Here is a 25,339-nt window from a genome sequence, read left to right as displayed (position 1 = left end):
ATGCCCTCTTTGTCTTCTTTCATTCGCCTATTAAGGTCCCCCCTCGCCCTTGACAAAGAGCTTGCGATAGCGATAGCCCATATCGCACAACTTGCCCTCAGACTCGAGCCGCGTAGTCAGTTTGTAGGCGTACGACTTCGACAGCCCGAGCGTACTCTGCAGCTCGCCCACCGTAATCATCTGCTGTCCAACAGAAACGCGTCCGCTTCCATTTCCAAGCGCGTCGTCCTGGACTTTCAAGCGTATCCGCATTCAATTTCCTGCGTTTCTATAATTCATTTTGTCCTATCTTCGCAATAGTCCCTGTATACAGAGACTATTACTCTCTCGGTACAAAGATAATACAATTCCAGTAGAAGAACAATAGCCGATGCGCTTAAAATTAAAAGAGAATGCGGTTTAGATGGAAAGAGCGAGCAGTTAAGACGAAGTGAGCGGGCAGTTTAGATAGAAGAAGCACACAGGAAGGGCATGCGGGACGGGTGGAACGGACGGGGCGACGCTGCATTAAAATTCTTTCCAATGTTTGAAGGATTGGAAAGAATTTTGTATCTTTGTGGCTGAACGGTAGGCTTCTCGTCGGTCTGGCGACGGCCGAGAGCAACATGGCGGGGCAGCCGTGGACTTTATGAGAGAATCGTTCGAATAACTCATTAAACAAAAGAATATGAAACTTATAGAATCGAGAGAGGAAGTTGTCGAGAACATCAAGACGCTTTACGGATACCTGCGTGGGGAGAAAGGCGAAAACCACAGGTTGTGGGCTATCGACCGAATGTCTCAAGGCAAGAACTATGCGGTAGAGGTGGTCGATGGGCATGTGTGCTGTGCGCCAAGCAGGATTGTGGGGTATGTGAAGAATACAAAAGAGAAGTATGATAAAGACCGAGGGGACGGAATGAGGGAGACTGACCCGGCGCTCAGGAAACTTTATACCAAAGTAGAAGATGACAGGCTGGACGCCTTGTTCAAAGAGGCTTTGCTGCCTTATGGCATTTCGTTCGGGCATAAGAGATATTGGATTCCCAAGGGAGTAGATATTGAAGAGATTTTAAGAAGGCATGCAGAAACAACAAACATATACAAAATAATGAATACCAAGTTTGATAAGTATTGGCATATCCAGATGCATATGCCTTGGGGAAGAGATGGAGGAGAAGAAATCGATCCTGTTGAAATGCTAAAAGAACCAGAGCCTGTTATTGGTATCGGTGAATGGGATAATTACCAATGTAAAGACTTTAAGAACATCGAAAATGGTAATATCGTACTTGTTAGAAAAGGAAATGATGCAATAGCTTTATGCCAAATCATTAGTGACAACTTTCACGATGAGGGGTTAAAACAAAAGTATTTGCATCGGAATTTCAGAAAGGTCAAGATACTGGCATGGGCAAAAGATTATAAGCAGCCTCGTCCCAGTCCTTTTTCTCAAGGAACATTCTCTTCGTGTAAGCGTGGAACGAGACAATTTGATTATATAAATGGATGGTTAGAACATATGGATAAGATAACTTTTACAGGCAATTGTGCGCACTTATTGGAGCGCAAGCGTAATATTATTCTTCAGGGTGCGCCCGGCACCGGCAAGACTTTCAGCACGGCTGCCATTGCATTGAGCGTTTTAGGAGTTAAGGATGTGGATCTGACAGACCACAAGGCCGTGATGGAACGATATGAGGAGCTGACGGGCAAGCGTATCTTCTTTACCACATTCCATCAATCGTTAGACTATGAAGACTTTGTGGAGGGACTGAAACCGCAAGTTCAGAAGAATGACGAGGGGGAGAACATCGGAGTTGCCTATGAGGCGGAAGACGGGATTTTTAAGCGGGCCTGCAGGGCAGTGACAACGGACGAAAAGAAGGACATTATCCAATGTATCGACGATTATTTGCAGAAGATTAAAGGATTTGAGAACAAGAGAGAGATTCCTACGATTACGGGCAAATCATCGTTGTATGTATGGTGGAGTGAAGGCAATACTACGATTAGCACCAGAAGTAAGTATTCTGCAAGTACGCGTGAAGAACGACACAGCCCATCGCCCATCAATATAGAGAAAGTAAAGCTCCAAGCATTGGGTGAGGGAGTGGAGAACAATTGGCCTCAATATGCTCAAGCTTTCATCGAGGCCGTGAAAAAGGAATACAGCATAAAGGGCGACAACCCCGTTGTGCTTATCATCGACGAGATAAACAGAGGGAATGTTTCCAAGGTGTTCGGCGAGTTGATAACGCTTTTGGAAGCTGATAAGCGGGAGTGCAGCGAGCACCCCATACGGGTTACGTTGCCTTATTCCAAGGAGCTGTTCGGGGTGCCCAAGAACTTGTATATCATCGGAACCATGAACACTACCGACCGCAGCACGGGCACGATTGACTATGCACTGCGTCGGCGTTTTGCATTCGTTACCTTGCAGGCGGATGCTTCTGTCATCGAGAAGCATTACAGCGAGCCTTCGCAGGTGGGGCTGAAAGAGATGGCGCTCGCTTTGTTTAATGATATAAAATCGTTTATCGAAAAGCCCGAACACCTGTGTGGCGACTTGGGCATAGAAGATTTGATGGTTGGGCACAGCTACTTTATGGCCGACTCGGAAGAGGAACTGGAAGATAAGGTGGAGTATGAGATACTGCCGCTCATTGCCGAGTATATTAACGATGGGATATTGAATGTGAAGGTCGAAGAGAAGAAGAAAGCGTTTGATGCTTGGCGCAACTTGATGCCCATTTCGCAGGATAAAAAGGATGATGTTGAGGCGCAGGAGGAAGAACAGTGATACAACTCCAAGAGCACGCCCTCCTTCCAGTTGGAAAAGAGTATAATAAAAGGTACAACGGTTTGAAACTTATTAAATGGAGCAAGTCCGGAGATCAAGTTTCATGGGGGTATTATGCTTCATTCAAAATCGGGGCGGAATGGATTGACGAACAAGAGAGTCTGGTTGTGACGACAAAAAGCAAGATGGAGCGGATCGACTTTGTGGGCATGTTTATGACCTGCTTCTCGTCGGACTTGGCATTAGAGGCGTTCTCCAAAATCTACAGCATCGATGTTGATAAGCCTGCCATAGAGGCGCCTGCCCTTCAAAGCGTGGCGAGTCCGCTCATCGTGCTGCATTTTCTTGGCGTTGTGAGCCGCATCAAGGAATTGAAGAAAGGTTATGTTCATCGGAGTGAGAATATCAAGAAGGTGAAAGGGCGCATCAAAATCCTGAAGAATGAAAGAGTCAACATCGCAACGAAACGCTACGACAGAGTGTTCTGTGAGTATGACGAATATTCTGTCGATATTCCGGAGAACAGATTGATAAAGAAAGCGCTCTTGTTTTCGCAACGTATCCTTCAACGCCTGAATGCGCAATCCTCTGCTGCCGCAAAGATGCTGATTTCACAGACTCTTGCACGGTTTAGCTGCGTGAGCGACGAGGTTGAAATCAGACAAGTGAAGCAGATGCATGCTCACAAACTGTTCACGGATTATAATGAGGCAATTCGACTGGCTAAACTCATTCTGCGGATGTTCGACTACAACATCAGTAAAGTGGATAACATGAAAGGGAAAGTTGTTCCTTTTTGGCTCGACATGTCGCTGCTCTACGAGCATTATGTGTATGGACTGCTTCACGAAGCCTATCCGGGGAAGATTACTTATCAGTTTGAAAGCAAGACGGGCAAGCCCGACTTCTTGTATAAGTCGGATGATTACAGAGCTATCTTAGATGCCAAGTATATTCCGAAGTATGAAGATAAAAGTTTAGACAAGAATGTCATTTGGCAGCTAAGCGGGTATAGTCGCGACTTGCGCATCTTGAAACACTTGGGATATAAAAACATCAAGGAAGAAATGTCTGAACCGCCCGTAGTTCCTTGCGTGATTATATACCCTGAAGAAGAAAAGAACCCGGGGCGCAATCCTTTTCTCGGCAAATCAATAGGAGAACTCTGCTCACATGTGAGCGGCCTCTTGTTGTTTTACAAGATATGCGTGCCGCTACCCATCTTATAATCTGCCTTTGCATTAAGGCTTTTTATAGGGAACTTAATTGAAAATGTAACGGTTATGAACGCAGATCGTAAATCTTGATGGCGATAGGACCACGGGTATCTCCTATTTACTATGCAACGCACAACTTATTGACTCAAAAGTCCATATTGCAATTCCACACACAATTACCGCGTTTTGAGCATCTGCATTATCGGAGAAGTCTCCCGTCATTTGCCTTGGCGTTTGCCCAGGTTGAGCATTTAACATCCGTTATACCTTGGCATTTGCCCAGGTTGGGCATTTAACATTTGTTATACCTTGGCGTTTTCTGAACTCCGGCATTTAACATCTGTTTTGTTTTGGTGTTTGCCCAAGTAGGGCAAGACCGCCGTCATTTGCCGAGACGTTCCGCCTTGGCAATCAAGCATTGAACACTGCAGATTTTAGAAAAACTTATTCCGAACTGATGTATAAATAGTATAGACCACCCGTTTTTATTCTACTGGTGCAAAAGTGGGTTTATATATGTTTGAGTTTAATCTCTCAAGCCTTAATCAGAAAAAAGGAAACAGAAGTGCCATGGTAAGATTTCTTGCCACGGCGCTTTGTGATATAAGATAAAAAGATTATCTTTGTTACCGCAAGACCAATCATAGGAATCTTATGTCGTTTAACAAAAGTAACCTGATCGTGGAGCGTGATCTCAAACGTCTCGGTACGGCCGAACTGAAAGATTATGTGGTACACATTATCTGTATGCGTGGCCGGTTCGACTTTATGTTTGATGGGAATCCGTTTTTATTAAAATCGGGAGAAGCAATGATTGTTGGGGTTCAACAGTTGTTGGAGCATTTGCGGCCCTCTGCCGATTTGGATGTGATGTGCGTCTACATGAAGTCTGATTTTCTGGAACTTTGTACGCCCCGCAGCAACTATGGAATCAAAGGCGCGTTGGCTCTTTATGCTTATCCCGTCATGCAGATGGATGCCCGGCGGTTCGAACAGCTGCGGCAAGACTTTGTACAGATAGAACAAAGGTTGCTGAACACCGAGAATCCCTTTCAAGAAGACATACTGATATGTGCCACGCAGATGATGTTTCTCGACTTTTTCGACATCCACGCCGCACAAAACGGACTGACCAACATCTCGTTCCAAGACACCGACATCATTGCCCGCTTCATGCAAATGCTCGAACGCGGCGATTATGTGAAGAACCGTGAAGTGAGCTATTATGCCGACAAGCTGTGCGTAACGCCGAAATATCTCTCGGAGGTGTGCAAGGGCGTAAGCGGCAGAACAGCCAATTACTGGATTACGCGCTTTGTCATCATCCACATACGCCGGCTGCTGAAAGAGCGCGAAATGACATTTACTGAGATCTCCGACCTTTTCGAGTTCTCCTCGCCCGCCTATTTCAGTCGCTTTGTGCAGAAACATCTTGGCGTATCTCCAACCAACTTCCGAGAATAACTTATTCTAGTTTCAGTCCTTTGGCGAATTCCCAGATGACGATGCCCGCTGCGACGCTCACATTCAGGGAATGCTTGGTACCGAACTGCGGAATCTCGAGGCAGCCATCGCTTAGGTCTACCACGGTCTGTTTCACCCCCCTCACTTCATTGCCAAAAACGACGGCATAGCGCTCTTCGTGCCGGGCCCCACAGGTGAGGTTAAGATCTTGCAGCTTCGTGGAGCCTTCCACTTGCTCGATGCAGTAGACGAAATAGCCGTTTCGTTGAAGTTCTCGCACGGCCTCTTCCGTTTGCTTGAAGTATTTCCACTCTACGCTGTTTTCGCCTCCGAGGGCAGTCTTGTGTATCTCTGCATTGGGTGGACAAGCGGTGATGCCGCACAGATAGACGGCCTCTACGCGGAAGGCGTCGCACGAGCGGAACACAGAACCGACATTATAGAGGCTCCTCACATCGTCGAGCACGGCAACGAGGGGCAACTTGCGGGCTTCCCTGAACTCGTCTACGGAAAGTCGCTTCATTTCTATGGTACGCAGTTTGCGCATGTTTTATTTCAGTTGTAGGGTCATCTTGGCATAGTCGATGGTCAGTTGCTGCCACCGGCGGAAGAACTCGTTTCCCAGTCGGCCGGCTCCGCTGTCGATGTTGTTCTGCTGGCTCGACATGGTGGTGATGGGCATTTTCTTCATGCTGAAAGTACTCTCGCCGATGGTGAGGGTTATCTGCGGCATGATAAACTGGCTCGTATAGCTTACTCCTCCATACCCTGCGCCGCTCTTGATAGCCCATTTTCCCTCTCTTGCCACATCGGCTGTATGCTCTTTGTAATAGTCGGGTCCCATCCAACTGGTGGTCGAGCCGCTATCTAAGATGAGAGGATAGTGGTGTCGACCGTCGCTGACATTTACTTGCAGTACGCCCCCCTGAGAGAAACAGAGATTGGGGCGTAAGTCAGCCAAATTGTTTGAGTTGGTGCTGTCGGCATGCAGCGTAAGCGTGCTGCGGGTGAAATTGAAGGCACAAGAGGAGAACCGGCGGAATAGAGACTGTCCGATAATCATTTTCAGAAAGGCAGTTTTCTGTGTCGGAATCTTGCTTCCTTTCTGGATATCAAGTACTACAAAAGGCACATTCCGCAGCATCAGGTCGCCTAACTGCAGGCTCTCGGCGATGGCAGTTTGGCCTTCCAACGGCTTGATGCCTCTCACCTGGGTGCCTCTGCCGATGATTTTCAGTCCGTAAGCAGTGGCCAGATCGGGCGTAATCACATTGTAGGCGGCTCCCGTGTCGAGGACGAAACTGCTCTTGTGCCCGTTCAATCCTCCCTCAACAAAGAATAGCGATTGGGCCGAGTCGCCCACTTCCTGAATCTTGAAAGATATCTGATAGGTGGCTTTCGGTTGCCTGACTTGATAGAGATCGTATTTGCTGAGGCTGCGGTAGTTGCGTTCGCGTGCCACATAGGGTGCCAGCGATATAGAGTCGATTCTGTCTTTCCATGTGCTGATGAAATTCTGCAGGACGGCCGCAGCCTGCTTGTTATGTCCCAGCAGGCTGTAGTTCTGACCCAGCATAATCACCAGGGAGATGAAGTTAGAGCTTCCCAGCTCACCTTGATAGTCTCTCAATACCTTCCGGATATCGTTTATGGCGTCTTCCGGGCGGCCAAAGAAATGGTTGAGCATAGTCTTCGAGAACAGTCTGAGGAAAGGGGAAATCCGGGTACTGTCAGTACGATATATCTCTTGCAGGCGAAACCAGTCGCTCTGGTTGAGACACACGGCAGCAAGGCTGTCGGCTTCCTGTGCCTGTGCGGGCATGGCCAATGCCAGCACAATGAGGATGCTAAATAACTTTCTCATCCTCTTAGTCTTAGTTGTTTTCCTTGCTTTGGTAGGCCAGGGCATAACTCTTGATACGCTTCACCATGGCAAGGAGTCCGTTAGAGCGGATCGGACTCAGGTGTTCCCGTAGTCCTATTCGGTCTATGAAGTAAAGGTTGGCCTCAAGAATCTCCGTCGGCGTATGGTCGCTGAGCACCAGTATGAGCAAGGCGATGATGCCCTTCACGATGAGGGCGTCGCTATCTGCGGTGAACCTGAGCCGCCCATCCTCGCAGTCGCACTGTATCCATACGCGGCTCTGGCAGCCGTCTATAAGGTTTTGTTCGGTCTTATACTTGTCGTCGAGTACATTAAGATTGTTGCCGAGATCGATGAGCATCTGGTATTTATCCATCCAGTCGTCGAAATCAGCGAACTCCTCGATGACCTCATCTTGTAGTTCATTAATCGTCTTCATGGGCCTGTTTTACTAACTTAAACAATTTATCGTTGGGTCTCACCTTGTCGTTTACGGGGATGGAGACCCGCCATCCCTGTTCAGCCTTGTCCACAGGATGGAGCTCATAGCGTATTTCGCCGGCGTTAAGATACATAACGCCCGTGGTGTTTCCTGTGATGAGCAACTTATCGCCCTTGCTGAAGGGGGCGGCCTCGACGGCAATCTCTGCTACGCCCAGCTTGGAGAAGTACTTGATAACCTTGCCAATGAGCACCTTTTTCTCCGTTGCCGCGGAGCCGTAGTGCTTGTTCCATTCGCCCAAGGTCTGTCCCTGATAATAGCCATCCCAGAATCCTCGGTTGAAGACGGTGGACAACCGCTCATCCCACTGGTCTTTCTTCTCCTCGGTAAAGGTGCCGTCGAGCACGCTTCGGATGGCCTCCCTGTAACAGGAAACCACGGTGTAGACATACTCCGGTCCGCGGGCACGCCCCTCGATCTTAAACACCCGCACTCCGCTCCGCATCATGCGGTCGATGAAACGGATAGTTTTCAGATCCTTTGGGCTCATAATATACTTGTTGTCTATCTCTAGTTGGTTACCCGTTTCGTTGTCGGTTACAGTATAGGAACGCCTGCAAATCTGCACGCATTCACCCCGATTGGCACTGCGATTGGCATTGTGAAGGCTCATGTAACACTTGCCTGAAACAGCCATACAGAGGGCTCCGTGGCAGAACATCTCTATGCGCACGAGGCTACCCTTGGGGCCTCTTATCTGCTGTTCCTGTATCTGTTGGTAAACATCAGCCACCTGATTCATGTTCAGTTCACGGGCAAGCACCACCACATCGGCAAACTGGGCATAGAACTTCAGTGTTTCGATGTTGGTGATATTGAGCTGGGTGGAGAGGTGAACTTCCATCCCTACCCTGTTGCAATAGGTCATCACGGCCACATCCGAAGCAATGACGGCTGAAATTCGGGCTGTCTTGGCCGCATCGACAATCTGCCGCATCGTCTCGATATCATTGTCGTAAATGATCGTGTTAACGGTGAGATAGGTCTTGATGTCGTGCTCTTGGCAGGTCTGGGCAATCTCATGCAGGTCGTCGATGGTAAAGTGGTTTGCCGAATGCGACCGCATATTGAGCTGTCCGATGCCGAAGTAGACAGAGTTGGCGCCGGCCTGAATGGCTGCAGCAAGACTCTCTCGTGAGCCCACCGGAGCCATAATCTCAAAATCCAGGATATTCTCATTCATGCTGCAAAGGTACGAAAAAAACAGAATAAATTAGGAATATAAAAAACTAAAAGGTTATCTTTTATAAGATAAACTCCAATTTTTAGGAGAAGACCTGTTCACTTTTCATCTTTTTATTCTTTCTGTTTTTCTTCTTTTTTTGTTATCTTTGTTCCGTTGATTATGAAGAAACTACAGATCTACTTATCGTTGCTGCTGGCAATTCTGCTGCTCGCCGGATGTTCGCGGCCTGACAAGATGCCGGGCGGGATTGCTGATTTCGTGGATGAGGTGAGACTCAAAACCACCCCCGTGAAGAATCAGGGACACAGTTCGTTGTGTTGGATTTATGCCATGTTGGCCACCATTGAGAGTGAACATATAGAGCTGGGCGACTCCGTGAACTTGTCTACCGACTTCCTGGCTCGCAGATATCTGGAATATCAGGCTTGTCAGAGCAATCTCTCTCGAGGGGCTCGAGAGATAGATTTGAGGGGCATGGGGTCGACGGCACTCCGTCTGATCAGCCTCTACGGAGTCATGCCGTATGACTCCTATCATGCCCGGGAGGGCGTGAACTACAATATTTTATGTCGCAAGCTGCGCCAACTGTCAGTGGCTACTCATGACTTCGATGATTTTCGTCGCGGTGTGAACGACCTGTTGGACCGTGAGATAGACTATCGGCCGAGGGCAGTCTTCATGTTTGGAGCACAGTATAGTCCGTTTGAATTTGCGCATAGCGTGTGTCGTGAACTCGAGTATGAGGCACTAACGAGCTTCCTGCATCATCGCTTTGGAGAATCTTTTGTACTGGAGACACCCGACAACAAGATGTATGACACTTATCTCAATATTCCCATCGACGACCTGATGGGCTATATGGAGAAAGCCTTACGCAGCGGGCACGCCGTCTGCTGGGAGGGCGATATTTCGGAGGAAGGATTCTCGTTTGCCAAGGGATTGGCTCGGCTGGACAACGAGAGGACGCCGTGCACACAAGAGGAACGCCAGGCGGCTTTCGATCATCTCCAGACCACTGACGACCATGCGATGGCCTTGGTGGGAATAGCCCATGACAGGGAGGGCAATAAATACTTCATCGCAAAGAACTCCTGGGGTACTGGTAATCCGTATCACGGATTCATGTACCTGTCTTTCAACTATGTGAGGAAGAAGACCATTGCCGCCTTCATGAGTCGGGAAGTGCTGCGATAGGCAGTTCTATTTCCAAATAGAATCCAAAGTCCATGCGTTTAGTTGCATCCAAGTACCCGGCCGGAGAGCAAAGGTCTCTATGCCCGTTTGTGCATCGCCGGCATAGGTAAGCAGCGAGAAAACCTCCTTCCCTTGGTTGGTGAAAATCTCGATGCTTGATTTGTCCACATAGATATGTAGCCTCAGCTTTCCGTTTTCAGGATAAACTTCGGTTTGGGCAATGCGTTTGAATTTCGGGATTTCCACATCCGAGGAGTTGGTGCGGTCAATGAGAAGGGTGTGGCTTCTGGTGTCGTAGGAAATAATAGTCTGATGGCCTTGCCCTTTGCAGAGATAGAATCCGTAGGTATTCTCGACCCTCGCATCAAAAACGGCATCCAGTTCATAGGCATTACTCTTAGGAGAGAATCCCTTTAAAGGCTTTGCTCCTACGGGAATCTTTCCTGCCAGTCTGAAAGGCTTTCCGCGTAAAGTCTTAAGTTCTTCTATGGGTTGCTGGGTCAGACGCATTCCTTCCTTGAAGGATTTGAGGTTGTATATGCGCGGAACAGACCAGAATCCCTTCCCCCAAGCCGAAGGAGCCAGTGGCGCATAGTCCCATGTGGCGAGCCATCCCATGGAAATAGCGTTGCGAAGTGTGCCATCGTAGTCGCGAAAAACCCGTGAGGCGTAATAGTCAAGTCCTCTGTCCACGAGAAAGGGCTCCGCAGGGTGGTTGTCCATCAGGGTGAATTTATGTCCGTCGAAGTCGCCGATAAAATATTGTTCTTGTGCCCAGTTTATGGAAGTTAGCAGTACCCATTTCCTGTCATTCCAATCACCATTCACGGGAACGAGGAAAAGATCAGGACATTCCCATGCTTTCTCTTGATTGCCTGAAGGACCGAAATCGCTCTCCCAGATCCATTCCTTCAGATTGGTTGATGAATAGAACTGCACTTTTTTCTCGCGAGCCTTGGCTACCACCATAATCCATTTCCGCGTAGGCTCATGCCAAAAGACGGTGGGGTCGCGAAACTCGGTGCTCCATAAGTCCAGTACAGGGTTCTGGTCATAGTGATAGAAGTTCTCACCGTCGTGGCTGAAGGCTATGCCCTGGGCCTGCTTCTTGGAGTCTTGCTCATATACGGTCATGACGGCAATCCATGCATTAGTTCCCCATCCTGCGGTATTATGCTTGTCAATCACCATGGAGCCGGTGAAGTTAGACATGCCCGCAGGGGTGTTTCTCATCACATTTGGAGTGATCTGTTCATAATGTACAAGGTCGGTGGAAACGGCTTTTCCCCACCAGAAAAGGTGGTATTTCCCCAGATAATAGGTGAGTCCGCTCGGGTCGCCTATCCATCCTTTCTCCGGGCTAAAGTGGTATTGGGGACGATAAGGTTCGTCATAAGACGACCCTTTTGCCGCTTCTATGGTCAGTGCAGACAAGACGAACATAATCAGAAACAATATTTTTCTCATTCTTAGAAATATTAGAAGTTTGTATGGATGTTGGCAGGTCTCAGGTCATAGACCACGGCTTTGACCCGAGTCTGTGCGTTTTCGGAGAAAATCTCTATTTGTGCACTCTTGGCGGTAGATGGGAAGATACGGGTGGTGAAGGCATCTTCGCCGTTGATGAAACCTTCCACTACAGAGCCGTCGATGAAGAGATGCAGTTCTATGGGTTTCTTCGTGTCTATCTTGTAATGATCTTTTCGGAGAAGGTTGGGAATTCCCGTCCGAAGAGAGGAGTGGGTTTGATCGACAACGAGCTCGTCTTTTTCAGGATTGAAGTATATCCTGGAGTATTCTGTTCCGTCCGGATTTTTGTGAAGCGTGATGCCGAAGGGCTTCTTTCCCGTGGTTTTAAAAGTTAGTAAAATTTCTTTCTGCAGCCCCTGCTTATTGATGATTAAGGGTGCAGATCCTAAGCATCTTTCTTCAAGAATGCTCTTTTCCGCACGCAGGACTTCTAATCCTTTATAAGGTTTTTGGAGTATTTTCTTGCCATTGAACGACCATTCCCGAGGTATGGAGTAAAGATGTGCCCATCCGTTTTCTGCATTGGATATGGCGTTTATCTCGTCAGGGATGATGGCAAGGGCAATCGTTCTACCGTCAGGAGTATCCCAGACTGATGGCGAGAGCAGTCGGTTGACGACCTCTAAGTTTTGGGGAACGGCCTTGTCGGGCACGAACTTCTCATGCTTGAATTCCCCAATCCAGTATTGGGTGCGGGCCGGAATGCCTCGCTCCGGTATCCGGTTGATACTAAGAATCCATTTCCTACCCATCTTCTTGAAGACGGGCATCTCCCAGAATTTGCCCGAGTGGTCTTTTCGTGGATTCCCCTCGAAAAGCAAGTGGCGGTATTCCCAGGTCTTCAAGTCGGTTGACTTGTAGAGTAGAAGTGCCCCGTGAGATTCCTTAGTGCGGTCGATACCAAAACCGACGACCATATACCAAATGCTGTCTGCACGGAAAACATAGGGATCGCGCATGTCGGTTCTTGAGTATTCGGAGGGTCGATCCTTGATAATGGGGTTCCCGGCGTATTTCTGCCAGTGGATGAGCGTGGAGTCCAGAGGAAATGCCGCATTGACGGAATGCGGCTCCGAGCCTCCGGTATAGAAAATCACAGGCACACCATTGTCGTCTATCATAGCATGTCCTGACCATATTCCCGCATTGTCGTAAGGCTCCGACGGGCGCAATGCCGGCCTTTCCTCGGTCCAATGAATCAAGTCAGGCGAAGAGAAGTGTCCCCAATTGATCTGCCGGAGGAGGATGTTAGAGGCGTTCTTTTGGTTGAAGATATGATATGTTCCATTGAAATAGAGGAGGCCATGGGTCTCGTTGGTCCAGTTGGCCGCCGGCAACAGGTGATATCTCGGTCGACTGAACGCATATTGAAAATGGTTGTCAGGAATGCTCAGGTCTGGTTTTTGGTTCATTCTCCAGCCAATGTTCGCCTTAAGGAAGATGGCCTCGACAGGTTCTGACGATGCTTTCACTTCATCTATAAGCCCGTTGATAACATTCAGATCGGTGTCCCAATCATGTCGGTTGGTAAAGTCTTTGCCTGCCCATAGCGTCAGCTGTCCGTTGTACGAGAGGCCGGCTTGGTAATCATGGGCGATATTTCTGCCATTGATATAGATGTCATGACATTTCAGATCAATGAGGATATGGTACCACCTGAAGGCTTCAACTTCTTCGTTCAACCTTTCGTATTTTCCCGAAAGACCGAGGAGAAGGTGTCCGTGCAGGTCTACGCTCACGGTAACATATCTTCCTCTTGTGTCCTTGACACCGATGAAGGCTGCCGTATCGGTGGGTAACGACTCAAGGGCGAACCAGCCGGAAACTGACGAAAAGCGACCATCTATTTTACGGGATAGCCATGTGGAATAGCCGTTGGTGCGCATTTGGGCATGTGCGAGCAGGGTGGCTGCCGTAAATATGCCGAGAAGTAGTAATCGTTTCATATATTTGTCTTAATGCGTACAAAGATAGCAAGGAAAGTCGCTATGCGCTGTAAATCATGTTGCGGATGATAATAATTTTGTTTCCTGTACGAGGTTTTATGGAAAAAACACTATATTTGCAGCATAGAACATTTACCTTAGTCGCATGAAGTACGGTTTTAGAATTCTGTCTTTACTGCTGATACTGACCCTTGTATCGTGCGGGAAAAAGGAGAGACAGTATACGATAGGCGTTTCTCAGTGCAGTATGGATATCTGGCGCAACAAGCTTATCAAAGAGCTTAAGACATCGGAATACTTCCATGAGAATGTGCACTTGGAGTTCGCCTATACCCACGATAACGACAAGGAGCAGATAGAGCAGATAGACAGTTATATTAATAAAGGTGTAGACTTGCTCATTGTGTCGCCCAATCAGTTGGGCACAATTACCCCAGTCATAGAGAAAGCCTACGACCGGGGCATCCCCGTGATTCTATTCGACCGAAAGATTAACTCTCAAAAGTACACGGCCTTTATCGGCGGCGACAACTATCTCATCGGTAAGAATATGGGTGCTTTTATCTCTTCGAAGCTTAATGGGCGAGGGCGGGTTATGGAAATCTGTGGCCTAAAAGGGTCATCGCCGGCCCAGGATCGCCATGACGGTTTCTCTGATGAGTTGAGGAAGTATCCAGAAATAGAGATAGTGGCCGTGAAATGGGCTGACTGGAACGAGGCGGGAGGTCGGCGAGTGATGTTCGAACTGATGCGGGAACATCCGGAAGGAAAGATAGACTTTATCTTTGTCCAGAACGACCGCATGGCCAAGGGGGCGTGCGATGCCAGGGAATCTGCGGCAGGGAGTCGTTATAAAGATGTACGAATAACCGGTGTCGACGGGCTCTCTGGCAAGGGAAACGGTATTGACATGGTGAGACAGGGCCGTCTAACGGCTACCTATATCTATCCTACTGAGGGTGATCAAGTAGTGAACCTGGCACTCGATATTCTTCAGAAACGGCCTTATCAGCGGGATAACCATCTTATTTCGAGCATTGTTACCAAAGAGAATGCCGAAATACTGGATATGCAAGCAAATGATATGGCTCGCCAAGCGGACTATTTGGATGCCCTCCACAGCAAGGCTGACAGCTATTTGAGACAGCTGAACAACCAGAGCATAGGGCTTGCTCTCACTTTGCTTGTCATCGTCTTGCTCATCACAGTATTGATATTGGGCTACCGGATAACTGTAAGCCATGCGAGGATGAACCGTGAGCGGGCGAGGATGAAGGATGCCCAGATTAATTTCTTCACGAATGTGAGCCATCAGATTCGCACTCCCCTGACGCTGATTTCAGACCCTATCCACCACATCGTAGAGCGTGGTCATCTGAAAGAGAGCGATTTCGGGGTGCTGGAATCTACGGACCGTAATGCCCGGCAACTTATGTTGTTAGTCAATAATATCCTCGATTTCAGGGATGCGAAGTTTGATGTGTCTGGGCGTCGAATCAATAACACCGACAGGATTTCCGACGACAATGTGCCTAAGGTGGCGTCGGCCGATTCTTCGCCGGGGACGGCGGTTGTCTCCACAGACTGCAGGGGCGATGGGGATAGCGATCTTGATACGATCCTCGTTGTAGACGACAATGCCGATATCCGCAACTATGTGCGCTCCATCTTGCAGGATGACTATAGGGTGATCGATGCGCCAGACGGTAGCCAAGGCCTTCAGATGGCACGAGAGGAGATGCCCGACCTGATTGTGTCAGACATCATGATGCCTGTGATGGACGGTCTTGAGATGTGCCGGAGCATCAAGGCGGACATGGCCACAAGCCACATTCCCGTAGTCATGCTTACCGCAAAGAGTCAAGAAGAGCAGGTGGCCGAGGGATTCAGGGCTGGTGCAGACTCCTACCTCACCAAGCCTTTCAGTTCGAAGGTGTTGTTGGCTCGCATCGAGAATATCATGCTTACCAAGCGCCGACTGCAAGCTTTCTACGCCGAGCAGTCGGTAAGGGGAAACGGGGGAATGGTCGTGAATGCGGCTCAAGTAGAGAAAGTGATTACGCGCGACGAGGCTTTTATCGGGCGGTTACACAATATCATTAGTGCGCAGATGAGTGATAGTGGCCTTAGTGTGGAAGGTATCGGGGCAGAAATAGGACTTGGCAGGGTACAACTCTACCGCAAGGTAAAATCACTGACGGGATTGACACCGGTGGAATTGATTCGTAAGATGCGTCTTGCCAAGGGTAGGCAACTTCTGGAGTCAACCGATAAGAATGTTTCGGAGATAGCCTACGAGGTAGGTTTTTCTTCTCCCGGTTACTTTACAAAGTGCTTCCACGATGAGTATGGCATGCCACCGGGAGAGTTGAAAGTCCGTTAGGAAGTCAGTTGCATACAGCTTTCGGCCTGCGGGGGAATTTTCTTCCGCAAGACATTCAGGCATCTTTCGTAATCCATTAGACCGTCTCCTGGGTTCAGGGAGACGGTCTAATGGATTGTCCGGATGATGTGTGTACAGATGTTGCGATGGTGTGTGCGAGCAGTGAAGGCGGATAGTATAAATGTTAAAAACGGTCATTTCGGGTAGCGGAAACTTGTGGAATTGTTTCAAATAATGCCAAATTTGTTGCATGAAACATTCTTGTTAACACTTGAAACATTTATTAAGCGGTGATTCTAAATCCTTGCGTATCTTTGTCCCAGCAATCAAAATTACTAACCAAAAAGGAAAGACAGATGAAAAAACCGAAACGACTCCTGATGAGCATGGTGCTCATCTTCTCTTGCACATGGATTTATGCGCAGGGCTTCAAGGCAACGGGTACGGTCGTCTCTGCTGATGACAACCTGGGAATTATTGGTGCTACGGTAACCGAGAAGGGCACGCAGAACGCTGTGGCAACCGATTTGAACGGAAATTTCACCATTCAGGTGAAGCAAGGTGCGGTGCTCGTGTTCTCCTATATTGGCATGCAGGATCAAGAGCAAGTAGCCGCCAAAGATATGAAAATCACCTTATCGAGCGACACGAAGATGATAGACGAGGTGGTGGTAACGGGTTATACCTCGGAGAAAAAGGCCGATCTCACGGGCTCCGTATCGGTGATCAAGATGAAAGATATAGCCGATGTGCCAACGGGCAATGTGCTCTCCAGCCTCAATGGCAGGGTGGCCGGCGTGAATATCACTACCGACGGTACTCCAGGAGGTGCTAATACCTCGACGCTCGTGCGTGGTACTACAACCATCAACAACTCTTCTCCGCTCTATGTCATTGATGGAATCATGACCCGTGATAATGTGGGAAGCATCATATCAGCCAACGATGTGGAGAGCATTCAGGTACTGAAGGACGCTTCCTCGGCGGCCATTTACGGTGCACAGGCGGCCAATGGTGTAATCATCATCACCACCAAGCGAGCCAAGAAGGGCGAGGCGAGAGTGGATTTCGATGTTTCCCTCACCGCTCAAACTTTCACGACGAACTACGATTTGCTGGATGCCCAGCAGTGGGGCGATGTTTACTGGCAGGCCTACAAGAACTCCAACGGTGGCAACCATCCTAATTCTCTGGTCTACGGAAACGGCGATAACGCAGTACTCCAGACCTCTGTCCCTTATTATACAAATCCAATTACGGGCGAGACTTATACAGCAACGAACACCGATTGGCTCGATTTGATGTATAAGACAGCTCTCATGCAAAACTATTCGCTCACCCTGAGCAAAGGATCTGAGAATGGGTCAAGCTCACTCTCAATAAACTGGATAGATCAAGACGGTATGTTGAAGAATACCGATTATCAGCGTTTCAATACCCGTCTGACCTCAGATTATGGATTCTTCAAAAATCGGTTGCGTATCGGAGAAAGTATCTCCGTGAACCGCTGGACGCAGCGTGTGGCCCAAAGCGGCATCGAGGAGCAACTCGTGGCGCAGCATCCCGCCGAGCCGGTATATGGCAGTCTGGGTAGTTACGGTGGCGGCTATGTGGACATTCTGGGAGATAAGCCGAACCCTGTGCGCCTCCAGAACAATCAGAAAGACAACAAGCATCGCTACTGGCGCGTGTTTGGTAATATGTATATAGAGATGGAGCCCGTGAAAAACCTTACGCTGAAGACCAACTTTGGCGTGAACTATTACAATGAGTTCAGCAAGACCTTTGTGCCCAAGTGGCAGGAGGGGGCCCGCACGGTGAATGTGAACGAGCTCGACACCTATCATTACGAGGCATTCAGCTGGGTGTGGACCAATACGGCGAACTATAGTCTTGATCTTGGCGACCACCACGCCTCTTTTCTTTTGGGTATGGAGGCGAAGAAGAACAAAGTGGAAGATTTGGGCGGCTATGGCCAGGGACTTACTTCCGAGTCGCTGGATTATCGTTATCTGAATACTGTTACGAGTTTGGCGGCTGTACGCGGAATCGGCAGCAATTATTCGATGGTATCCTATTTTGCGAAGGCGAATTATTCCTATCAGGGTAAGTATTTGTTGGCCGCAACGGTGCGCCGAGACGCTTCCTCCCGCTTCGGTAGCAATCACAATGCGGGTGTTTTCCCGTCGGTGAGTGCCGGCTGGCGCATCTCTTCCGAGAAGTTCATGGAGCATGCGAAATCATGGCTCGACGACCTGAAATTCCGCATGAGCTGGGGTATCAACGGTAATGACGAGATTGATAACGAGGCTACTTACACCAAGTATCTGGTTTCGCTCTCTAATAGTGGCTACAATCTTGCGGGCGACAACCAGACTATGGTCTCAGGGGCGGCAAAGATCCATACGGGTAACGCTAACCTGAAATGGGAGCAGACCAAGCAATTTAATGTGGGATTTGACGCTACACTCCTGAACCAACGCCTCACCCTGACGGTGGATTACTTCGACAAGCGCACCACGGATATGCTCTACGAGCCTCCGTTTGCAGGTGTGATTGGCGAAGGCGGCTATTCTTGGCAGAACTGTATCTCGATGAACAACAAGGGATTTGAATTCGTTGCCGGTTGGCGCGATCATTTTAAGAGTGGTTTTAATTATGACATCTCTTTCAATGGCTCAATTTACAAGAATGAGATTGTTAGTCTTCCAGAGTCTATCTATTATACTTTTGGCGGTGGAATTGTGGGGAAATCCATTGTAGGTCAGCCTTTCGGGTCATGGATGGGATTCAAGACCGAAGGCCTCTTCCGTACACAAGAGGAAGTGGATGCCTACAAAAACCAGTATGATGTGCAGTATGGAGCTCCCGGAATAGGCCGTCTGCGCTATGTAGACACCAACGGCGACAACATCATCAATACGGCTGACCGCACATGGCTGGGCTCTGATCAGCCCAAGTTTGTAACGGGTCTAAACCTCTCGGCATCATATAAAGGCTTTGACCTAAGCCTTTTCTTTAACGGGATGATTCGCGACGCATGGAACAATTCCAAGTATTATACCGACCTTTTCCAGTGCTGGACCGGCAACCACTCTACCCGATTGCTCGACGCGCTCAATGCTTGGACTGTATATGAGCAGACTGGCGTTTACGGAAGTAGCGTTCCTGCACTCGTCTCGGTGGATAGCAACAACGAGGGTCAGGCCTCGGATTTCTACATCGAGAGCGGCTCCTTCATCAAACTGAAGACCGCCACACTGGGCTATTCCCTGCCCCAAAGTCTGCTTGACAAGCTGCATCTCCGCAAGGCAAGGCTTTATGTGCAGGCACAGAACATCTTTACCATTACTGGCTATAACGGTGCAGACCCTGAGGGTTTGGGATATACCTACCCATTGCCACGCACTTTCACCTTTGGTTTGTCAGTTGGCTTTTGAGAATTTACATTAACGAAACAACTAAAAACGAAATCAATATGAAACTCAAGAATATAGCATTGATTGCAGCTGCAACCCTGCTGACGGCAAGTTGCAACGAAGACAGTTTCCTCGACAACAAGCCGCAGGGTGTGTTGAGCGATGAGTCTATTCAGAGCGGAGGTCAAGTGGACTTGCTGGTGAATTCGGCATATGCGGCCTTGATGGGGCCGAACCCGCAGGACTGGAGTGTTTGGACGACCCCCGTTACCAATTGGAGTTATGGCAGCGTGCGTGCCGACGACGCCTATAAAGGTGGCGGCGGAACGGGCGACATTAGTGATATTCATCGCATGGAGATCATGGATGTAGATGCCAGTAACGGCAATATAGACACCAAATGGTATCATCTTTATACGAGTGTGCAGCGTTGCAACGCCGCCCTTCGCATGCTTAACTCACTAAGTGCAAAGGGAGGAACTGATTATTCGACACGGATTGCCGAGATGAAGGTTCTTCGCGCTCACTTCTATTTTGAACTCTCGCGTTTCTTCAATCGTATTCCTTATTTTGAGGAAGACTACGAGGGGAATATTTCTGCTCTCTCCAATACAGAGTATTCACGAGATGGGATTTTGGAGAAGATTGTCGCCGATTTGGAAAACGCGGCTCAGGTACTGCCGGCAGAGCAACAGGAGATAGGTCGTATCAACAAGTATGAGGCTTATGCCTATGCCGCTAAGGTAAATCTCTATCGTGCCTATAAGCAGGACGAGACAACCCATAAGGTTACAACCATCGATAATGCGCTCTTGCAAAGGGTGGTTTCTGATTGCGACCAAGTGATTAACAGCGGCAAGTATGCCTTGCTCGATAATTTCCAGGATTTGGATAAAGTCTCTACCGGCGACAACTGCAGGGAGGGTGTATTCCAAGTGCAATATTCTATGAATGATGGCAGTAACAGTGCGGGGCGCATCAATTGGAGCAATCTGCTGAACTCTCCGCAAGGACCTTATTCGGGTGATGGTTTCTTCCTTCCCAGTCAGGATCTCATCGATGCCTATCAGACAGACGACGAAGGGCTCCCTCTCTTCGACTCCTATTACCAGCACCACTTCGATGTGTGGGATGGAACCAAGAGCATCCATACAACTGCCAATGTAGACCCTCGCCTCGACTTCATTGTAGGTCGGCCGGGAGTAACATGGAAGACTTATACCATCTCACCCTGCCGGAACACCTGGGTGCGCGACCAGGGCACCTATGGACAGCATTGCTGCAAGCGCTTTTTCGTGAGTCCTGAAAGCTCCGAGATGTTTCAAGGTTGGCCTTGGGGCGCGAGCGCGCTAAACTGGAACATCATCCGCTACAGCGATGTGTTGCTGTGGAAAGCAGAAGCTCTCATAGAGATGAACCAGAATCTTGACATGGCTCGTCAGCTCATCAACCAGATTCGTCGGCGGGCAGCCAATGCCGACTATTGGGTAAAGGACTTTAACGACAACAATAAGTATGCCGCCAACTATAAGATTGCCGAGTATCCTGCGGCTGGTTGGACACAGGATTATGCCCGAAAGGCACTCCGCTATGAGACCCGGCTGGAGACGGCCATGGAGGGTGAGCGCTTCTTTGACCTTGTTCGCTGGGGTGTCGCAGCCGAGACCATGAATGCTTATTTCTCCCGCGAGAAAGGTACGAGGGTATATTATTCCAATGCCAGCTTTACCGCGGGGCGCGACGAATACTTCCCGATTTCGGCCACGCAGTATAATCTTTCAAACGGATCTTATACCCAGAATCCTGGGTATGGCGATTTTTAAACAGTATGTAGTACAAAGATACGGTTTTTTCCGTATCTTTGTACGCAAACCGAAAACAAACTCTTCAAGATGATGAAACTACTCTCAACATTGTTTCTGCTGTTGTTTCAGACAACTGTTTCCTTTGCACAGCGGCTGGAAAAATCGCCCGCATTCCTCGGGGAGAAGCATGCCATGCAACAAGTGAATACTGCCAGCCGTTTTCTGCTCTTGCCCATAGAGGAGAGTCAGGACAATGCCCATATCAGCATCTTGCGGGATAATCAGGTCGTGAAGCAACTCAACTGTCGGCTGGCAGTAAACAATGTAGATTATTATGTGCCTCTCGACCTGGCTGATTTCTCGGGGAAGCCCATCCTGCTCGATATCTTCTTCAACGGTGAGCGCAGCCGGGGCGATGCCATCAAGAACTTTGCCTGCTGGCAGAACATCAACTATTCAGACACATTCGACACCGCCAATCGGGAGAAATTCCGTCCTGTTTATCATCATACGCCTGTATGGGGCTGGATGAACGACCCCAACGGGATGTTCTATAAGGATGGTGTGTGGCACCTTTACTTTCAGCATAATCCCTATGGAAGTCAGTGGGAGAACATGACATGGGGGCATTCAATCTCCCGAGACCTTGTCCATTGGACTTTCGAGGGCAATGCCATCGTGCCCGACGGGTTGGGTACGATCTTCAGCGGGTCGTGCGTGGTCGACAAGAACAATACTGCCGGCTTCGGGAAAAACGCCATCGTGGCTCTCTATACGACGGCCGGCGCCAGCCAGACGCAGAGCCTCGCCTACTCTACCGATGACGGCAAGACCTTCACGAAGTATGAAGCCAACCCTATCCTGACCGACGAGATACCCGATTTCCGCGACCCCAATATGTTCTGGAACGATGAGATAGGCGCATGGAACCTTCTGTTGGCAGCCGGTCAGGAGATGAAGATTTACTCCTCGAAGAATCTGAAGGACTGGAAGTATGAGAGTTCTTTCGGTCATGGATACGGCAACCACGACGGAGTTTGGGAGTGTCCGGATCTCATGAGGTTGCCGGTTGACGGTACTAATGAGCAGAAATGGGTGCTGATCTGCAATATCAATCCGGGCGGACCGTTCGGGGGAAGTGCCACGCAATACTTTGTGGGCAACTTCGACGGTCATAGATTCGTCTGTGATTCCGAACCTCAGGTAACCAAGTGGATGGACTATGGCAAGGATCATTATGCCGCGGTATCATTCAGCAATGCGCCTGACGGTCGCCATGTGGCACTTGCCTGGATGAGTAACTGGCAATATGCCAACCAGGTTCCCACCCTCCAGTTCCGCTCCGCAAACTCTATTCCGCGCGACCTGACACTCTTTACCGACGGCGCTGAGACTTGGCTGGCCTCCACTCCTTCACCGGAGATGTTGGGGGTAAGGGGTGCCAAGGTCAGGAATATCACCCCTTCGTGCGAGGTGGTGATGAATTTGAAGACCGACGCTACGCTTACGCTCCGGAATGCCAGAGGCGAGGAGGTGGTGATGAAATATGATGCGGGGGCGCAGACATTCTCCATGGATCGCACGAGAAGTGGTCAAACGGACTTCAGTAGTAATTTTACGGCCGTAACCGTTGCGCCCACCCATGGCAGACTGACTACGCTCAGGCTCTTCATAGACCGCTGTAGCGTCGAGGCTTTCGATGCTGACGGGAAGATGGCCATGAGCAATCTGGTCTTCCCCTCGGAGCCTTACAACCGGCTCATCGTAAGAAGTAAGAACAAAGTAAATACAACCATTTATTCTATCTACTAAGTTATGAGTAAGACAAATAAGCTTTCCCTCATCCCCGTAATGCTCTGCTTTTTCGCCATGGGGTTTGTGGATCTCGTGGGAATAGCGTCCAATTTCCTGAAAGCCGACCTGGATCTGAACGATACGACGGCTAATATCCTGCCCTCACTGGTGTTTTTCTGGTTCCTCATCTTCTCTGTTCCTACGGGGGTTTTGATGAATAAAATCGGGAGAAAGAACACGGTGCTCCTCTCTCTTGGCGTAACGCTCGTGTCGCTTTTGTTGCCAATCTTCACGGAGAACTTCACCGTCATGCTGATTTCGTTCTCCCTGCTGGGCATCGGAAACACGCTCATGCAGACCTCCCTGAATCCTCTGGTGTCGGAGGTTATCAAGGGCGGGCATCTTGCCTCGACGCTCACTTTTGGACAGTTCGTAAAGGCCATAGCCTCGTTTATGGCTCCCTATATCGCCATGTGGGGGGCTTCGGCCTCCATTCCCTCGTTCGGTCTTGAGTGGAGAGTTCTCTTCCCGATCTACATGCTCATAGGTATCATAGCCTCGCTCCTGCTTATGACCGCCCCTATCGAGCAGGAGAAGATAGACCCGGAGATGCTTGCGGGGCAGAGTGTGGCTACGCAGTTCCTCAACAGCTTCAAGCTTTTGGAAAAACCCATCGTGCTACTTTCCTTCTTCGGCATCATGTGCCATGTGGGCATTGATGTGGGCACGAACACCACGGCGCCGAAGATTCTCATCGAGAAGCTTGGTATGACACTCAATGACGCAGCCTTTGCCACCTCGCTCTACTTCATATTCCGCACCATAGGATGCCTTACCGGCAGCTATTTCTTGCGTGTGATGAGCAGCAAGGTGTTCTTCATCGTGTCGGTCATGATGATAGGCCTGGGCATGGTGGGTTTACTCTTTGGCACCAGCCAGTCGGTGCTCTATGCGGCCATCGCCCTTGTGGGCTACGGCAACTCTAATGTCTTCTCCATCGTGCTTACGCAGGCTCTGCTCGAATTGCCCGAGAAGAAGAATGAGGTGAGCGGACTCATGATCATGGGCTTGTTTGGCGGTACGGTGTTTCCGCTGCTCATGGGTGTTGCCAGCGATGCCATAGGCCAGATGGGAGCGGTGCTCGTCATGACGGTCGGAGTGATTTATCTGTTAAGTTATATTCCTAAAGTAAAACATTAATGATGATGGAAAACATGATAGTGGGCCTCGGTGAGGCATTATGGGACTGCTTCCCCGAAGGCAGAAAGTTGGGGGGCGCACCCGCTAATTTCGCTTATCATTGCGGCCAGTTTGGTTATGACACCCTTGCCGTGAGCGCGGTGGGCAAGGATGAACTGGGCGACCAGACCCTCAGGGAACTGGAGGCAAAGGGCCTGAAGTATGTGATGCCACGCGTGGCCTATCCCACCGGCACCGTTCAGGTGGCGCTTGATGCCGAGGGCGTGCCCACCTATGACATCAAGGAGGGCGTGGCCTGGGACAACATTCCCTTTACTCCCGAGATAGAGGAGGTAGCCCGGAATACGCGTGCCGTTTGCTGGGGATCGCTTGCCCAGCGGAGTGAGGTGTCGCACGACACGATTCAGCGGTTTCTCGAGGCTACTCCCCGCCATGCCTTGAAGATATTCGACATCAACCTCCGGCAGAACTTCTACACGAAAGAGGTGCTCCGGGAGTCGTTTCGCAAGTGTAATGTCCTGAAGATAAACGATGAGGAACTGGTGGCCATCGGCCGCATGTTTGGCTATCCGGGACTTGATATAGAGAACAAATGCTGGCTCATCTTGGGCAAGTATAACCTCAAGATGCTCGTCCTGACCTGTGGAGTCAACGGCTCGTATGTGTTTGCTCCGGGAGAAATGAGCTATCAGGCCACACCTAAGGTGGAGGTGGCCGACACCGTGGGGGCGGGCGATTCGTTCACCGCAACCTTTGCTTCTGCCATCCTTGCGGGTCAGCCCATGGCGGAGGCTCACAAGCTAGCCGTGGAGGTTTCGGCCTTCGTCTGCACCCAGAAAGGGGCCATGCCCGAGATACCCAGGGAATATCTGGACCGCCTGAAGTAGCCCGCTGTCAGGCTCTTTGCCCTTGACGCACGATCCATAACCCGTAATTCGCGGCATGCGCTTACGCCGGTTGTGGATGGTGCGTGCTTTATGGTTCGTTGTGGAGAATACATCGTGTGGCGCGAGTGGCGCATTGTTCCTCCTTTATGCGTCGCCCTTTATTTTC

Annotated in this window: 17 protein-coding genes; 10 read left to right on the top strand and 7 right to left on the bottom strand. The window is 49.5% G+C overall.

Going from position 1 to position 25,339, the window contains the following annotated elements; all coding sequences use genetic code 11:
* Positions 1-30: 30 nt before the first annotated feature.
* On the bottom strand, positions 31-252 hold the full coding sequence (locus C7120_RS03495; protein ID WP_107620371.1) for a hypothetical protein: 222 nt from the start codon (positions 250-252) through the stop codon (positions 31-33).
* Between the two features lie 415 nt (positions 253-667).
* Between C7120_RS03495 and C7120_RS03490 the strand changes: the two genes are divergently transcribed.
* The 3 genes from C7120_RS03490 to C7120_RS03480 all read left to right on the top strand — a co-directional run bounded on the left by C7120_RS03490 (position 668) and on the right by C7120_RS03480 (position 5,463).
* Entirely contained in the window at positions 668-2,782 is a 2,115-nt protein-coding gene (locus tag C7120_RS03490; protein WP_233247010.1) for an McrB family protein, read from the top strand.
* A 62-nt stretch (positions 2,783-2,844) separates the two neighbouring features.
* Positions 2,845-4,011, top strand: coding sequence for an McrC family protein (locus tag C7120_RS03485; RefSeq protein WP_233247009.1), 1,167 nt, complete (start codon positions 2,845-2,847; stop codon positions 4,009-4,011).
* Positions 4,012-4,653: 642 nt separating this feature from the next.
* Entirely contained in the window at positions 4,654-5,463 is an 810-nt protein-coding gene (locus C7120_RS03480) for an AraC family transcriptional regulator (RefSeq protein WP_107620369.1), read from the top strand.
* Position 5,464: 1 nt separating this feature from the next.
* Here C7120_RS03480 and C7120_RS03475 read toward each other — a convergent pair whose 3' ends face one another.
* The 4 genes from C7120_RS03475 to C7120_RS03460 are packed head-to-tail and all read right to left on the bottom strand — an operon-like array spanning position 5,465 to position 9,012.
* A complete protein-coding gene (locus C7120_RS03475) occupies positions 5,465-6,010 on the bottom strand; it encodes an RNA methyltransferase (RefSeq protein WP_107620368.1) in 546 nt (181 codons plus the stop codon).
* Positions 6,011-6,013: 3 nt separating this feature from the next.
* Positions 6,014-7,327, bottom strand: a complete 1,314-nt coding sequence (locus C7120_RS03470; RefSeq protein ID WP_158267341.1) for a TIGR02281 family clan AA aspartic protease — start codon at positions 7,325-7,327, stop codon at positions 6,014-6,016.
* A 10-nt stretch (positions 7,328-7,337) separates the two neighbouring features.
* On the bottom strand, positions 7,338-7,766 hold the full coding sequence (locus tag C7120_RS03465) for a SufE family protein (RefSeq protein WP_107620366.1): 429 nt from the start codon (positions 7,764-7,766) through the stop codon (positions 7,338-7,340).
* Positions 7,753-9,012, bottom strand: a complete 1,260-nt coding sequence (locus C7120_RS03460; protein ID WP_107620365.1) for a peptidase U32 family protein — start codon at positions 9,010-9,012, stop codon at positions 7,753-7,755. Before C7120_RS03460 ends, C7120_RS03465 begins: the two co-directional genes overlap by 14 nt.
* A gap of 162 nt (positions 9,013-9,174) precedes the next feature.
* On the opposite strand from C7120_RS03460, the gene C7120_RS03455 reads away from it, so the two are divergent.
* Positions 9,175-10,209 carry a C1 family peptidase gene (locus tag C7120_RS03455; RefSeq protein ID WP_107620364.1) on the top strand — a complete coding sequence of 345 codons (1,035 nt, stop codon included), beginning with the start codon at positions 9,175-9,177 and terminating at the stop codon, positions 10,207-10,209.
* A gap of 6 nt (positions 10,210-10,215) precedes the next feature.
* Here the strand turns inward: C7120_RS03455 and C7120_RS03450 are convergent, their stop codons facing one another.
* Both C7120_RS03450 and C7120_RS03445 read right to left on the bottom strand, forming a co-directional pair.
* Positions 10,216-11,676, bottom strand: a complete 1,461-nt coding sequence (locus C7120_RS03450) for a glycoside hydrolase family 32 protein (RefSeq protein ID WP_107620363.1) — start codon at positions 11,674-11,676, stop codon at positions 10,216-10,218.
* Between the two features lie 11 nt (positions 11,677-11,687).
* The gene (locus tag C7120_RS03445; protein ID WP_107620362.1) at positions 11,688-13,685 is read right to left on the bottom strand and encodes a GH32 C-terminal domain-containing protein; all 1,998 of its coding nucleotides are present in this window, start codon (positions 13,683-13,685) and stop codon (positions 11,688-11,690) included.
* Positions 13,686-13,830: 145 nt separating this feature from the next.
* On the opposite strand from C7120_RS03445, the gene C7120_RS03440 reads away from it, so the two are divergent.
* From C7120_RS03440 to C7120_RS03415, 6 genes are all read left to right on the top strand, one after another.
* Positions 13,831-16,068, top strand: coding sequence for a substrate-binding domain-containing protein (locus C7120_RS03440; RefSeq protein ID WP_107620361.1), 2,238 nt, complete (start codon positions 13,831-13,833; stop codon positions 16,066-16,068).
* A gap of 356 nt (positions 16,069-16,424) precedes the next feature.
* Positions 16,425-19,508, top strand: coding sequence for a TonB-dependent receptor (locus C7120_RS03435; protein ID WP_107620360.1), 3,084 nt, complete (start codon positions 16,425-16,427; stop codon positions 19,506-19,508).
* A gap of 38 nt (positions 19,509-19,546) precedes the next feature.
* Positions 19,547-21,310, top strand: a complete 1,764-nt coding sequence (locus C7120_RS03430) for a RagB/SusD family nutrient uptake outer membrane protein (protein ID WP_107621367.1) — start codon at positions 19,547-19,549, stop codon at positions 21,308-21,310.
* A gap of 69 nt (positions 21,311-21,379) precedes the next feature.
* Positions 21,380-23,104: a DUF4980 domain-containing protein gene (locus C7120_RS03425; RefSeq protein ID WP_255413133.1), complete on the top strand. Its 1,725-nt coding sequence runs from the start codon at positions 21,380-21,382 to the stop codon at positions 23,102-23,104.
* Positions 23,105-23,107: 3 nt separating this feature from the next.
* Entirely contained in the window at positions 23,108-24,286 is a 1,179-nt protein-coding gene (locus C7120_RS03420) for an MFS transporter (RefSeq protein WP_107620359.1), read from the top strand.
* A 5-nt stretch (positions 24,287-24,291) separates the two neighbouring features.
* Positions 24,292-25,173 carry a carbohydrate kinase gene (locus C7120_RS03415; protein WP_107621365.1) on the top strand — a complete coding sequence of 294 codons (882 nt, stop codon included), beginning with the start codon at positions 24,292-24,294 and terminating at the stop codon, positions 25,171-25,173.
* Positions 25,174-25,339: the final 166 nt, after the last annotated feature.

Source organism: Prevotella sp. oral taxon 376 (assembly GCF_003043945.1).
GTDB lineage: Bacteria > Bacteroidota > Bacteroidia > Bacteroidales > Bacteroidaceae > Prevotella.
Note: the sequence above shows the minus strand (reverse complement) of the source record. Positions and strands in the feature narration are given on the sequence as shown.

Coding starts and splice junctions, on each gene's coding strand:
- C7120_RS03465 (WP_107620366.1), bottom strand. CDS start 7,766: ATGAAGACGATTAATGAACTACAAGATGAGGTCATCGAGGAGTTCGCT.
- C7120_RS03445 (WP_107620362.1), bottom strand. CDS start 13,685: ATGAAACGATTACTACTTCTCGGCATATTTACGGCAGCCACCCTGCTC.
- C7120_RS03420 (WP_107620359.1), top strand. CDS start 23,108: ATGAGTAAGACAAATAAGCTTTCCCTCATCCCCGTAATGCTCTGCTTT.
- C7120_RS03455 (WP_107620364.1), top strand. CDS start 9,175: ATGAAGAAACTACAGATCTACTTATCGTTGCTGCTGGCAATTCTGCTG.
- C7120_RS03450 (WP_107620363.1), bottom strand. CDS start 11,676: ATGAGAAAAATATTGTTTCTGATTATGTTCGTCTTGTCTGCACTGACC.
- C7120_RS03415 (WP_107621365.1), top strand. CDS start 24,292: ATGGAAAACATGATAGTGGGCCTCGGTGAGGCATTATGGGACTGCTTC.
- C7120_RS03460 (WP_107620365.1), bottom strand. CDS start 9,012: ATGAATGAGAATATCCTGGATTTTGAGATTATGGCTCCGGTGGGCTCA.
- C7120_RS03430 (WP_107621367.1), top strand. CDS start 19,547: ATGAAACTCAAGAATATAGCATTGATTGCAGCTGCAACCCTGCTGACG.
- C7120_RS03490 (WP_233247010.1), top strand. CDS start 668: ATGAAACTTATAGAATCGAGAGAGGAAGTTGTCGAGAACATCAAGACG.
- C7120_RS03425 (WP_255413133.1), top strand. CDS start 21,380: ATGATGAAACTACTCTCAACATTGTTTCTGCTGTTGTTTCAGACAACT.
- C7120_RS03495 (WP_107620371.1), bottom strand. CDS start 252: ATGCGGATACGCTTGAAAGTCCAGGACGACGCGCTTGGAAATGGAAGC.
- C7120_RS03480 (WP_107620369.1), top strand. CDS start 4,654: ATGTCGTTTAACAAAAGTAACCTGATCGTGGAGCGTGATCTCAAACGT.
- C7120_RS03440 (WP_107620361.1), top strand. CDS start 13,831: ATGAAGTACGGTTTTAGAATTCTGTCTTTACTGCTGATACTGACCCTT.
- C7120_RS03470 (WP_158267341.1), bottom strand. CDS start 7,327: ATGAGAAAGTTATTTAGCATCCTCATTGTGCTGGCATTGGCCATGCCC.
- C7120_RS03475 (WP_107620368.1), bottom strand. CDS start 6,010: ATGCGCAAACTGCGTACCATAGAAATGAAGCGACTTTCCGTAGACGAG.
- C7120_RS03435 (WP_107620360.1), top strand. CDS start 16,425: ATGAAAAAACCGAAACGACTCCTGATGAGCATGGTGCTCATCTTCTCT.